The sequence below is a fragment of the Candidatus Pelagibacter sp. PS_17 genome (assembly GCF_059417945.1).
The window spans coordinates 355089-368359 of record NZ_CM182073.1 but is presented as its reverse complement, the minus strand read 5'-3'; the positions used below and the strand labels follow the sequence as shown (position 1 = coordinate 368359).

At 30.1% G+C, this 13271-nt stretch carries 15 protein-coding genes; 3 read left to right on the top strand and 12 right to left on the bottom strand.

Annotated features, from left to right (window positions below):
• Positions 1–12: 12 nt before the first annotated feature.
• The 3 genes from AC5SML_RS01970 to AC5SML_RS01960 are packed head-to-tail and all read left to right on the top strand — an operon-like array spanning position 13 to position 939.
• A complete protein-coding gene (locus AC5SML_RS01970) occupies positions 13–222 on the top strand; it encodes a hypothetical protein (protein ID WP_006997128.1) in 210 nt (69 codons plus the stop codon).
• A 49-nt stretch (positions 223–271) separates the two neighbouring features.
• A complete protein-coding gene (locus AC5SML_RS01965) occupies positions 272–607 on the top strand; it encodes a DMT family transporter (protein ID WP_006997129.1) in 336 nt (111 codons plus the stop codon).
• 5 nt (positions 608–612) lie between these two features.
• Entirely contained in the window at positions 613–939 is a 327-nt protein-coding gene (locus tag AC5SML_RS01960; RefSeq protein WP_494575529.1) for a DMT family transporter, read from the top strand.
• A 331-nt stretch (positions 940–1270) separates the two neighbouring features.
• Here AC5SML_RS01960 and AC5SML_RS01955 read toward each other — a convergent pair whose 3' ends face one another.
• The 12 genes from AC5SML_RS01955 to AC5SML_RS01900 form a co-directional block, all read right to left on the bottom strand.
• Positions 1271–1615: a DUF952 domain-containing protein gene (locus tag AC5SML_RS01955; protein WP_494617427.1), complete on the bottom strand. Its 345-nt coding sequence runs from the start codon at positions 1613–1615 to the stop codon at positions 1271–1273.
• A 219-nt stretch (positions 1616–1834) separates the two neighbouring features.
• On the bottom strand, positions 1835–2395 hold the full coding sequence (locus AC5SML_RS01950; protein ID WP_011281941.1) for a DUF924 family protein: 561 nt from the start codon (positions 2393–2395) through the stop codon (positions 1835–1837).
• The gene (locus tag AC5SML_RS01945) at positions 2396–3202 is read right to left on the bottom strand and encodes an inositol monophosphatase family protein (protein ID WP_494617425.1); all 807 of its coding nucleotides are present in this window, start codon (positions 3200–3202) and stop codon (positions 2396–2398) included. It abuts the gene before it with no gap.
• Complete coding sequence (locus tag AC5SML_RS01940; RefSeq protein WP_011281939.1) at positions 3202–3783, bottom strand: FMN-dependent NADH-azoreductase; 582 nt, start codon at positions 3781–3783, stop codon at positions 3202–3204. Before AC5SML_RS01940 ends, AC5SML_RS01945 begins: the two co-directional genes overlap by 1 nt.
• Positions 3784–3806: 23 nt before the next feature.
• Entirely contained in the window at positions 3807–4514 is a 708-nt protein-coding gene (locus AC5SML_RS01935; protein ID WP_011281938.1) for a cytochrome c biogenesis CcdA family protein, read from the bottom strand.
• Between the two features lies 1 nt (position 4515).
• The gene (gene ppc / locus AC5SML_RS01930; protein WP_494617424.1) at positions 4516–7203 is read right to left on the bottom strand and encodes a phosphoenolpyruvate carboxylase; all 2688 of its coding nucleotides are present in this window, start codon (positions 7201–7203) and stop codon (positions 4516–4518) included.
• 10 nt (positions 7204–7213) lie between these two features.
• Positions 7214–8059, bottom strand: coding sequence for a fumarylacetoacetate hydrolase family protein (locus tag AC5SML_RS01925; protein WP_011281936.1), 846 nt, complete (start codon positions 8057–8059; stop codon positions 7214–7216).
• Positions 8056–8925 (bottom strand): NAD(P)-dependent oxidoreductase, encoded by an 870-nt coding sequence (locus AC5SML_RS01920; RefSeq protein ID WP_006997137.1) that lies wholly within the window; start codon positions 8923–8925, stop codon positions 8056–8058. The genes AC5SML_RS01925 and AC5SML_RS01920 overlap by 4 nt, the downstream gene beginning before the upstream one ends.
• A gap of 55 nt (positions 8926–8980) precedes the next feature.
• A complete protein-coding gene (locus AC5SML_RS01915) occupies positions 8981–9862 on the bottom strand; it encodes an SMP-30/gluconolactonase/LRE family protein (protein ID WP_011281934.1) in 882 nt (293 codons plus the stop codon).
• A gap of 1 nt (position 9863) precedes the next feature.
• A complete protein-coding gene (locus tag AC5SML_RS01910) occupies positions 9864–10706 on the bottom strand; it encodes a fumarylacetoacetate hydrolase family protein (RefSeq protein ID WP_006997139.1) in 843 nt (280 codons plus the stop codon).
• Between the two features lie 21 nt (positions 10707–10727).
• On the bottom strand, positions 10728–11471 hold the full coding sequence (locus tag AC5SML_RS01905; RefSeq protein WP_494617423.1) for an SDR family oxidoreductase: 744 nt from the start codon (positions 11469–11471) through the stop codon (positions 10728–10730).
• 11 nt (positions 11472–11482) lie between these two features.
• The gene (locus AC5SML_RS01900) at positions 11483–13258 is read right to left on the bottom strand and encodes an IlvD/Edd family dehydratase (protein ID WP_494617421.1); all 1776 of its coding nucleotides are present in this window, start codon (positions 13256–13258) and stop codon (positions 11483–11485) included.
• Positions 13259–13271 lie beyond the last annotated feature (13 nt).

Sequence of the window (13271 nt, the reverse complement as noted above, 5' to 3'; positions counted from 1 at the left end):
TTAAATAAAATTATGACTGGTCAAAGACGTTGGTTAAAAATTTGGGCAAGAACTGTTGGAATGCCAATAGGTATTAATGACAAAGATAAACCTGAATTTTTACCTATAAAACAAACCGATGTTAAAAAAGCATTAGCTTTTAGAACATTTTGGATAGCGCTTCATGTGTTAACTTGCCTATTAATTATTGCTGGTAACGGCCGTGTAATGGGTTGGTGGTAATATCTAAATAATTATATATCTCTAACAATATTTCATTTAAGATAATTAGATGAATCTTACTGGCGGCTACATATTTCTAGTGTTAGCAATAATACTTGGTATTTCATCCAATGGTTTCTTAAAAGCTACAGAAGGCTTTACAAATATTTATCCTACTATTTTTTGCATTATTACAATTGTTGCATGTATCTTTTGTTTATCTAAGGCAATGACCATTATACCCGTTGGCTTTACTTACGCTACTTACGGGGGGCTCACTATTACAGCTGTAACAATCTTTGGTGTTGTAAAATATAATCAAACACCAAACCTTTATGCTGTTCTTGGAATATCTTTAATTATTATTGGTGTTATATTATTAAACACAATGGGAAAAACTAATTAATGAATATGACAACTTCCTACTTATTTCTAGCTTTAGCAGTAGTACTAGGTGTTGCTTCAAATAGTTTTGCAAAAAGCGCTGAAGGTTTTACTCTACTTGTTCCAAGTATTATTACGGCAATTACTATAGTTTTATGCATGTATGCCTTATCAATGGTGATGAAAAATATTCCAATGGGAATTACTTACGCATCATTTGCGGGTCTTGCGATTATCTCAACTGTAGGTGTTGGCATAATCAAATATAATCAAGTTCCAAATCTTTATTCGATAGTTGGTTTATGTTTTATTATTGTGGGTGTACTAATGGTAAATCTTTTAGGGAATAATTAATAAAATTATTTAAATAAAGCTAGTTTGGAGAGTTTCTAAAATTATCGAAATCCTACAGTTTTGCTAGGTTGCATTCAATAAATATATTTAACATAAAGTGAAATAAATATTTTGAATACAATATTCAAAAATGTTACTCTATAAATATCAATAAAGGAGGATGATTATGAATTTATCACCACCTGACACATAACTGGTGTGATTAAATAATCAAAGACTAGATAAGACCAATAAAATATGAATCTATTATTATAGATTTTAGCGTATACCGCTCACTTACAGGGGAACTCTTTTGGAGTTTACCGAAAGGGTGACCCCCTTAAAAAAGCGGTCAAAAAATATCCGGCAACACATGATTGCCATCATCATTTAAAATAATATCAAATTCATCAACTACATTAGAAATATCTAGTGGCGAATATAAATGTGGAAACATAGTTCCATCTGATGCTTGTTCCCAAACTAAATGATCTAACTTTAAAGTATCAACCTTTAATAAAATTAAATCTTTTTGATTTTGGTAAAATTTTTTAAGAGTTCCGGCAACTTGATCATCACCTGAAAAATGAATATAGCCATCTTCCAAATCTTTTTTAGAACCTGTTAATTGACCTTTGCTCTTAATTTCATGCCATTCAGATTTGGTACATATTTTATAAACAAATTTGAAATTCATTTAAAATTTATATTATTCAGTGGGGATATTAACAATAAGAAACTTCCCTCTTTCGAGGGAAGCTAATATTAACTATCTAATAGAGAGAGAAGATAATGTTAATTTTTGAATTTTGTAGGCTCCTTATAGACGGCACTTTAAGATATTAAAATGACTTATTGTCACTACAGCAATGCAGAGATTGAATAGCTTATTTTATTTGTTCATTTAGTGAACATTTTACCAGGATGAATTTGGTTGAGCTAGAAACTCTATTTCCTCAGGAGTAGATTTTCTAACTAACACTAAGTTTCGATGAGGATATCTATGAAATTTCTTTATTACTAAGGTGTGATCTTTCCAAGATTTTTTTATAGAGATTAAACCTGGATGATCTTTTAAGAATTTATCTAGTAGATAATAGGCCATATCATGATCTGTGATCTCTTCACTGTGAATTAGTGGTAATATCATAAACAATCTTTGATCTTGATCCATTTCATCTAAAAAGCCTGCATAAACAGAATCGTTAACTATCAACCTTGCTTTATGATCTTGGATAAAAGCTTTCGGATCATCTCTAAACATATTTCTTGAAAATTGATCAAATAAAATAACTAGAGCTAAAGAACCAAGGGGACTATCTTGCCAATCATCATACTCATTTGAACCTGCTAACTCATAATCTTTTAAAAAATTCTTTTTTATTAGCGCATCAAAATCTTTATGTCTTTGAAATCTTTTTTTTGGTGGGGTTTCTTTAAACCAAAAATCTAATATCTTTTTAGTTCTTGTATGCATTTATTTTGAAACTGGTTTTAAAAGCTTAAGCATTTTATTATGAATAGATTGATTAGCTGAAACTAAAATATTTCCAGCATTAACTGCGTCTCTATTATCCCATGTTGAAACAATACCTCCTGCAGCTTTTATAATTGGCATCAATGGGTGAATATCCCAAATTTTATTAGTAGCCTGAAAGACAACATCAATTTTCCCCTCACATAAATGGGAGTAACTTAATGCATCTGCAGTTGGAAATTGCATTAATTTTAAAACTTTTGGAATTGTCATTTGTTGTTTAAGAGAGACCGCTCCATGAAATGCTCCTGATACTTTTATCTGACTAAATGGTATATTTTTTGAAACAGAAATTTTTATTTTTTTACCCTTTTCAAAAACAAAAGAGTTTTTATTATCAAAATTTAAATAGTATTTATTTAGTATTGGAAAGTTTGCTAATCCTAGAACAGGGTTACCTTTAAAATTTAAAGATATCAAATTACTCCATGTTGGATTACCTATTACAAATGATCTTGTTCCATCAATTGGGTCTATGACCCATGTGTAATCACTAGTTGATTTTTTGTGACCAAACTCTTCACCTATAACTTGATGACTTGGAAATTTTTTTTTTATCTTTAATCTAATAAATTTTTCAAATGCTTTGTCAGATGTTGTTACTGGGTCATAGCCTTTACCTTTAAGTTTGTTAGATATCATGAAAGTTTTATTAAGTTTTGAAAAATAAAATTTATTTAAGTCTTTTGCTAAGGTATTTAGAAAATTAGAATATAACTTGTAATCCTTTTTATTTAATAAATTCATTAAATTATATTTTCAATTTGTTTTTCAGCTTCTTTAATTGATTTCTCATAATCTAACGCCATTTGATCAGCACTTATTACTTCAACTTTTTCAATTCCAAAGAAATTTAATATAAATTTTAACCATGGAGTTAAAAAATCCTCTGAGCTATTTAATTTAGTTCCACCTGAAGTAATTACTAAATAAGCTTGTTTATTTTTAAGTAATCCCTCTCTTCTCCCATTAGGTTTAAACTTGAAAGTTTCACCAATTCTTGCTGCTAGATCACACCAAGCTTTAAGAGTTGCTGGAGGGCCATAGTTATAAATTGGCGCTGAAATTATAATGATATCACTTTCTTTTAATTCACTTACAAGTTTATCTGATAGTTCAAACATTTTTTTATGCTCTTCAGTTTGGTCTTTTTCTGCAATCTTCATTCCAGACTCAGTTAAACCACTAACAAAAAGCATATCGTCATCTAAATCTCTATAAATTACTTCATCGCCTGGTTTTTTGATTTTATTTAATAATTTTTTTGCTAATGCTCTTGAACTTGATCCTTCTTTTCTGGCACTTGAGTCAATTTGATAAATTTTCATAAGTATAGATTGTTATTAACCTATTAACCGAAGTTTTGCAAAAAGGGTAAATAGTTTAAAATATAGTAGCCAAGAACTTGTAATTGATTTGTTAAAATTAAAATTCCTGTAATTAAAAGTATTATACCACCACCTTTTGTGACTAAATTAATATTTTTTTTGAAGTTTTTTGAAAATAATAAAAACTTTTGCATCAAATAACCTGATAAAATAAAAGGTATCGCTAACCCAAGTGAGTAAAAACTTAAAAGTAAAATTGCTTTGTAAATAGTTTCTTCTGTAGAGGCTAAGGCAAGTATCGACCCTAAAATAGGCCCAATACATGGTGTCCATCCAAAGCCAAATGCCATTCCCACAATAAATATAAAGAAAATATTATTTGATTTTTTTGTATAAAATTTCTTTTCAATGTTAAGAAATTTAATATTTAAAACACCAATTAATTGAAGAGAAAATATGATTATTATAACTCCAGCAATAATTCTTAAAATTTGAGAATTTTGTAAAAGAATTTGCCCCAAAAAAGAAGCAGTTGCACCAAAGATAATAAATACAAAAGAAAACCCTAATGAAAAAACTATCAACGGTAATAAATCAATTTTCTTTTTTTCTAGAATTTCACTTAATGTACTGCCAGTAATAAAGGAAACATAACCAGGTATTAAGGGTAAGACACATGGAGACAAAAAGCTGATTAAACCAGCCCCAAAAGCTATAATTAATTCAATCATATTACCCTGTGTTTTTCATGGCTGCAGATATACCAGCAATAGAAGTCATTAACGCATCATCAAGATATTGTTTTTTATTTTTATTTAATTTTTTTAATGTAAGTTTTTTCATAACTATTGATTGAGTTATGTGTAACACCTCAGAATAGATATTTCTAATAATAACAGATGTTCTAAATACCTTTCTTTGTTTTCTTATTTGAGATGGCGTGATTACTTTATTTAATCTTTTTAATGTTTCAAATTGCAATCTTAACTTTTTTCCTACTATTTTAAGCTTTTTATCTGCTAGTTGGTTTTCATATACTTTTGATATTTCTGGATCAACTTTAGAAATTACCATATCTAAAATATCCATTGTTGAATTAAAAAAAGGCCAGTTTTTTTCCATATCTACTAATGTTTTTTTAAATACCTTGGATGACGCATAATTTAACGCTTCTGTTGTGCCAAGCCATGCAGGTAAAAATAATCTAATTTGTGTCCATGCAAAAACCCAAGGGATAGCCCTTAAACTTTGTATGTTATCAACATTTTTTCTTTTTGAAGGTCTAGAACCAATTGAAAGTTTACCCAAAGCTTTGTGAGGGGTTACAGTTCTAAAATATCTTATAAAATCTGATTTTTCATTAATGTTACTTCTGTAAGATTTCATAGAAATTTCTGACATTTTTTCAATTAATTGTTTCCATTTTACCTTAGGTTCTGATGGAGGGTTTAATGTTGCTTGAACCACCGCACCTATATAACTACATAAATTATATTTTGCTAATGGTTCATAACCATATTTTTGCTGGATAACTTCACCTTGGTCTGTAATTCTAATTTTTCCATTAACTGAATTTGCTGGCTGTGATTTTAATGTTGCTTGAATTGGTCCTCCACCACGCCCTGCAGATCCACCTCGTCCATGAAAAAAAGTAATGTCAATTTTGTACTTCTTGGCCAATTTCAAAATTTCATCTTGTAATTTATATTGATGCCAACTAGCAGATAATTTACCAGCATCTTTACTCGAGTCTGAATAACCAATCATAATTTCTTGTTTATAATTGATCGATTTTCTATACCAAGGCAACGAAAATAAACTGTTCATTATTGATTTGGCATTTCTCAAATCATCCAAAGTTTCAAATAAAGGAACTACTCTTAATTTATTGACAATTTTGGCTTCTTTTTGCAAATAGGCAACAGATAATATATCTGATGCCGCTGAAGTCATTGAGATAACGTAGGCACCCAAACATTCTTTAGGTTGATCAACAAGTACATTAAATGTAGACCAAACTTCTTTATTTTCTTTGTTTTTAAGTAAAGAATTTTTTATTAAATTTTTTTTACTTTTAATTCTTGAAGATAGAAAAGCAAGTTTTTCACTTTCATTCCATAAAAAATAGTCTTTATTGTATTTCTTTTTTACAATTTCTGAGATTAATTTGGTATGTCTTGATGATTCTTGTCTAATATCTAATTTAGCTAAATTAATTCCAAAACATCTAGCCCTTCTAATTAAGTCCAGTAAATCACCTTCAGCAATATTTTCACTTTGGTTTTGGATTAGTGAGTCTCTTACAACTCTAAGAGGTGTTAAAATTTCACCAGTATTAGATAAAAGTTTTTTATGATCCAATGGTTCTTTATTAACCAGATGTTCTTTTATCAAAATATGTGTTGCTCGTAATTTGTCCCTCAATGGTCTTAAAAAAACCCTATAGGGTTCAAATGTTTTACCTGTTATATTTAATATTTGTGTAGAGCACTTTTTCATAGACAATGAACGTATTAAATTCGTTAATTGTTTTTCATATAGTTTTGCAGCTTCCCATCTAGATAAAAGTAAGGCTTCGCTAGTAACTTCTGCTGTAACATTTGGATTGCCATCTCTGTCACCACCCATCCATGATCCAAATTCAATTGGATTAAAGTTTCTAGGAAGTGATTTTCCCATATTTTTAAGAAAGATGTTATTTAGTCTTCTATATACTTTGGGAATAGAGTCCCAAAGACTGTCTTCTATTACTGCCAATCCCCATCTTGCTTCTTCAGACGGTGTAGGTTTCGATCTTTTAAGCTCATCAGTGTTCCATATAATGGTTATTTCATTATATAAATCTTTATCTAAGGTTTTTAATTTTGATAGATTTTTTTTATATAAATCTCTTTGTTCTAAAATTTTTATAATTTTGTTATATTTTTGTATTAGTGTTCTTCTTTTAACTTCTGTTGGGTGTGCTGTTAAAACAATTCCAATATTTAGTTTTTTTGCAACATCATAAATTTTTTTATTGGTAATCTTTTTATCTTTAAAAAGTTTTTCAAATATTTCTTCAATAAAAATATTTTTATTACTGTTTTTTTTATTATTTTCATATTCATCAAGTTTTCTTGATGCATCTGTAGTTTCTGACAGATTTATAAAGTTCATGAAATGATTAAAAGCCCTTGCTAACTTAAAGGTATTTTCAGGGTTTAGATTTTTAATTTTATTTAAAATATTCTTAAAAGGATCTTTGACATGTTTGTTGGCTAAATTTGCTTTAGAAAGTAATCTCGTATCCTCTACTAGTTTAAAAAAACTTTGTCCTTCTTGTTTTTTTATTACTCTTCCTAAAACATCACCTAGATATCTAACATCTTCTCTTAATGATTTTGTTGGTATTCGTTCGTAATAAAGGTCTCTTTTGATCATCTTGTCTTAATTATTGTTCTAAAATAACTTTTGAATTTTGAGAGCCCAAACTGTCAATATTTAGCTTCATCTCATCACCTTCTTTAAGAAAAACAGGAGGATCCATTCCAAGTCCAACTCCAGGAGGAGTTCCTGTAGTCACTATATCACCAGGCATTAACGTTATAAAACTTGTAATATGAGCTACCAAGAAGTTAAAATTGAAAATCATCTGATTGGTGTTACCTGTTTGATGTCTGTGACCATTAACATCTAGCGTTAAATTTAGATTATTAACGTCTTGAATTTCATCTTTAGTTACTAAATAAGGCCCTAAAGGTCCAAATGTATCACCAGATTTACCCTTTACCCACTGACCTCCTTTTTCTTTTTGCCATTCACGTTCACTGATATCGTTACAAATACAATAACCAAAAATATAATCTTGTGCATCTTTTTCTAAAACTCTTTTTGCTTTTTTTCCTATGACAAAAGCAATTTCAACTTCATGATCTAATTTTTTTGAAGTCTTAGGAATAATCACATTATCGTTTGGTCCAACTATAGAATGAACTGACTTATTAAATAGAACTGGGTTGTCAGGTGTTTTTGCTCCTGTTTCTTTTGCATGCTCAACATAATTTAAGCCAATTGCAAAAAAATTTCCTGGTTTAGAAATACAAGACCCTATTCTTTCATTTTGATTTACCTCTTCCAGGTTCTCTAAATTTATATCTTTAATTTTATCTAAAGTTTCAAAATTAATAGTTTCTGAATTTAAATCTTTAATAATCGATGATAGATTTCTATATTTTCCATTTCTATCTAGTGCTACAGGAATTTCTTGACCTGCCTTTCCAATTCTTAAAAATTTCATTTTTTATTTATTTTTTCTATTGCTTTATATAAAGAGCTATGATCTGTATTTCCCTGACCATCTGCTACTAAATCTTTATACATTTCTTTAACTAAACTAGAAATAGGCAAATGAGTTTCAGCTGCTTTTCCAGCATTAATAATGTTAGTCATATCTTTTAGTTGTGTTGTAGTTTTTCCTTTTGGGGTAAAATCTTTGTTGATCATTCTTTTTCCATGAGTTTGCAATATTTTACTATCAGCCCAACCCCCTGATAAAGCTTCAATCATTTTATTTGGGTTAGTGCCTGATTTCTCACATAATGTAACAGCTTCTGCTACAGCTCCAATGGTAACACCAACAATTATTTGATTTGCTAGTTTTGAAATTTGACCAGAGGAAACAGGTCCAACTAAAGTTGGGTTGCCTAATATTTTAAGAAGATCATAACATTGTTTAAATGTTTCTTCATCACCGCCTACCATAATAGCAAGAGAGGCTTCTTCTGCACCAATTGTTCCGCCAGATACAGGTGCATCTAAATAATTAATATTTTTTTCTTTTAAAATCTTAAAATATTTTTTTGTAATAACGGGGTTAACTGAGCTCATATCAATTACAGTCGCTCCCTCTTTAATATTAGATATAAACTCATCACTGCCCATTACCTTTTCTACTGCAGCATCATCTGTAAGCATCGTAATAATTACATCAGAATTTGTAACAACGTCTTTGATGGATGTGGATATTTCTGCTCCAAATTCTTTTAATCTATCTGCTTTATCTTGAGATCTATTATAAGCTCTTAAGTTAAAGCCTGATTTAAGAAGGTTTTTTGCCATTGGAAACCCCATAAGACCAATTCCAATAAAGCTAATATTCTGCATATGATTTATTATATCCTATAATATTTTTAAACTACACTTAATCACTTTGTAATTTTTATATTTTAAAGGATTTTGACTTAATCCCCTTAACATTTGTTTTAATTTTAAAAAAAGAGCCTGAAAGTTTATATTTCTTAATTTCATTTTTAGTCATACCCTTTAAGGCAGTTGATATATAAATTTCATTATTACTCAATCCACCAAACGTACAATTAGTAATATTTTTTGCTGGTAATTCAATTTTGTGAATTTTTTTACCTCTTGAATTATAAACAGAAATACATGCTCCACCATAATGACAAATCCAAACATTTTTTTTTGAATCAATTGTCATTCCATCGGGTGAGCCATCTATTTTTGAAAATTTTAAAAATTTTGTCTTTTTAATTATCTTGTGTTTTTTATTTATTCTAATTTTATAAATTGTTTTACTTCGACTATCAGTATGTAAGAAGTTTTCAGAGTTAATAAAAGCAGGACCATTTGTAATATAGTATTTTGTATCGACTTTATGAATATTAAGTTTTTTATCTAAGCAATATAAAGATCCATTTTTAATGTTTCTCTCAAGATTATCCATAGTACCAAACCACAATCTACCTTCAGGATCAATTTTTCCATCATTTATTCTATTTAGAGGTTTGTCTTCTTCAATTGGAATAGATCTAATAGTTTCTTTATTTTTTAGATTAACAATTCTAAGCTCTGATTGTAAACCAAGTATAAAGATATCTTTTTTAATGTGAGCTAGAAACCCAATTTCTTTATTAATCTTTATAATTCTTCTTTTATTAGTTTTAACATTTAAAGTAAAAATCTTTTTTTTCTTAATATCAACAAAGTAAATTGAATTATGTGATGGCACCCATAAGGTGCCTTCACCTAATATTGTTTTCGAATTCCATATAACTTTGGGCTTTGAAGTTATGATATTCAAATTATTCAGCTACAACTTTTGAGTTTTGTTCACCTAAATTATCAATTGATAATCTAATTGTGTCACCTGCTTTTAAAAATACCTGTGGTTTTTTTCCCATACCTACTCCTGGAGGTGTTCCAGTCGTAATGATATCACCCGCTTGTAACGTCATGTACTTACTTAAATATGAAACAATAAAGAACACATTAAAAATCATTTTATCTGTGTTTCCAGTTTGCATTCTTTGCCCATTAACATCTAAGCTTAAATTAAGACTGTTAATGTCGGAGATTTCATTCTTGGTAACTAAATAAGGTCCAATTGGTCCATAAGTATCATGTGATTTTCCTTTAACCCATTGTCCCATTTTTTTAAGTTGCCATTCTCTTTCACTCACATCGTTTACTAAACAATATCCAAGAATGTGATTTTCAGCCTCTTTTTCACTAATATTTTTAGTGTCTTTTCCGATAATTATTCCCAATTCTACTTCCCAATCAAGCTCTTTTGAATCTTTTGAAATTTCAATATCATCGTTAGGACCATTAATTGAGCTTGTCGCTTTCATGAATACAATAGGTTCTGATGGAGCATCCATACCAGATTCTGCTGCATGGTCAGAATAATTTAAACCAATTGCTACAAACTTTCCTGGCTTATTAATACAAGCTCCTATTCTCTCAGAATTTGAAATTTCAGTTAAACTTTCTAAATCTATACTTTCTAATTTTTTAATAGTTTCAAAATTTACAGTATCTGAATTTAAATCAGTAATATGAGAACTTAAATCTCTAAATTTTCCATTTTTATCTAATGCTGCTGGTTTTTCTTTTCCTTTAACACCTACTCTTAATAGTTTCATAATTTACCTTTTCTTAATTTATTAAATTGAAATTCCACCATCAACAGAAATTGTTGTTCCTGTAGTAAATGTTGCATCGTCTCCAGCTAAATAAACTGCTACAGCAGCTATTTCTTCTGCTGTTCCCAGTCTTCCCATTGGTTGTCTTGCTATAAAATCTTTCTTTGCTTGTACCGGGTCCGGGCTTTGATTAACTCTATCTTGCCAAGAAGGTGAAAATACTGTTCCTGGTGCAATAGAATTGCATCTAATATTTTGTTTTACAAAATCTGCAGCTATTGATTTAGTTAAGCCAATTACTGCTCCTTTTGTAGTTCCGTAAACAAATCTATTTGGAAAACCTTTAAGGCTAGAGGCGCATGACGAAACGTTAATTATACTTCCACCATTTTGCTTAACCATTAAAGGTAAAATTGCTTTACACATTTGATACATAGATTTGACATTTACATCAAAAGAAAAATCCCAATCTTTTTCTTCACATTCTAGAATAGTTCCATGGTGAACAAAGCCCACTGCATTGAACAAAACATCAACTCTATCTACACTTTTCATAAATTCCAAGATAGCATTATTGTCTGTTGAGTCTAGAGTGTGAACTTTAATTTTAGGATATTCTTTATTTAATTCAGCTAAAGTTTTATTATTTAAATCTGTTGCAGTTACATTTGCTCCTTCATTATGAAGTGCTATAGCCGTTGCTTTACCAATTCCCTGGCCTGCAGCTGTTACAATAATATTTTTACCTTCTAGTCGATTGCTCATGTTTTTCCTTTTTAATGTGAATGCCTGGGCATCCCTTTTGTGTTTGTTATATCTAAATATAAAGATTCAGTTTCTAGGCAAGCACCCGTTTCTAATTGACCTACCATTTTTCTGGAAATTTCCTGCCATGGTGTTTGGTTTGTTAATACTGGGATCTTGGTATTTTTTTTTCTGTCAGCAATCTCAGTCTCTGATACTAATAAGTCAATTCTTCTATTGTTAAGATCAATCTTAATTTTATCTCCTGTTTGAACTATCAATAAATCCCCACCAATAGCCGATTCTGGTGAAACATTCAAAATAGATGGACTTTCTGAAGTGCCACTTTGTCTGCCATCTCCTAATGTAGGAAGAGTGTTAATGCCCTTTTTCAACAATCTATCTGGTGGCTGCATATTCACAACTTCTGCTGATCCAGGATATCCAACAGGTCCACAACCTCTAATCATTAAAATTGAATTTTCATCTATATTTAACTTTTCATCATTAATTCTTGCATGATAATCTTCCGGACCTTCAAATATTACTGCATTAGCTTCAAATACATTTTTATTTTTGGGATCTGATAAGTATCTTTTTCTAAACTCCTCACTAATAACTGATGTTTTCATAACAGCAGAATTGAAAAAATTACTTCTCATAACAATATAGCCAGCATTTTCTACTAATGGATTTGCAAATGATTTAATAACATCAGTATCCACATCTATGTTAATCTTTAAATTTTCTTCTACAGTTTTTCCAGAAACTGTAAGTACGTTTTTATGTAATTTATCATTTTTTAATAGTTCTTGCATAATTGCAGGAACCCCTCCTGCTCTATAAAATCTTTCCATCAAATGTTCGCCAGCTGGCTGACAATTTACAAGTAATGGTATATCGTGACCTAGTGTTTGCCAATTTTCTATATCTAATTCTAAACCCATATGTCTCGCTATTGCGGCAAGATGTGGTGGACAATTACTTGAAGCTCCTATTGCACTCGCAACTAATATTGCATTTTCGAATGCTTCTTTAGTCATAATTTTTGAAGGTGTTAAGTCTTCATGAACCATATCAACAATTCTTTTTCCTGTTTCAAATGAAATTTGTGATCTTTCTCTATATGGAGCGGGTATCACCGCACAACCTGTTAAAGACATTCCTAATGCTTCAGCAATAGAGTTCATAGACGAAGCAGTTCCCATTGTATTACAATGTCCTACGCTTGGTGCTGAGGCAGCAACCATATCCATAAATTCATCATATGTTATTTCTCCTTTAGCATGGAGTTTTCTTGCTTCCCAAACAACAGTTCCTGATCCTACTTTTTTTCCTTTATAATTTCCATCAAGCATTGGACCACCTGACAATACTATTGCTGGAATATTTACAGTTGCCGCAGCCATCAGGGCTGCTGGTGTTGTCTTATCGCAACCAGTTGTTAAAATTACTCCATCTATAGGATATCCAAATAAAACTTCTACTAAAGACAAGTAAGATAAATTTCTATCCAAACCTGCTGTAGGTCTCTTGCCTGTTTCTTGAATAGGATGAGTTGGAAATTCAATGGGTATTCCTCCAGCTTGTCTAATCCCATCCTTAATTCTACTACTTAATTCTTGAAAATGTCTATTACATGGTGATAGATCACTACCTGATTGTGCAATTCCGATTATAGGCTTTCCAGATTGCAATTCTTGCCTTGTCATACCATAGTTTAAATATCTCTCTAGATATAAAGCTGTAAGAGCTGGATCATTTGGATTATCAAACCACTGTTTGCTTCTTAATTCTTTTTTTTTCATTTTTGTGAATTTT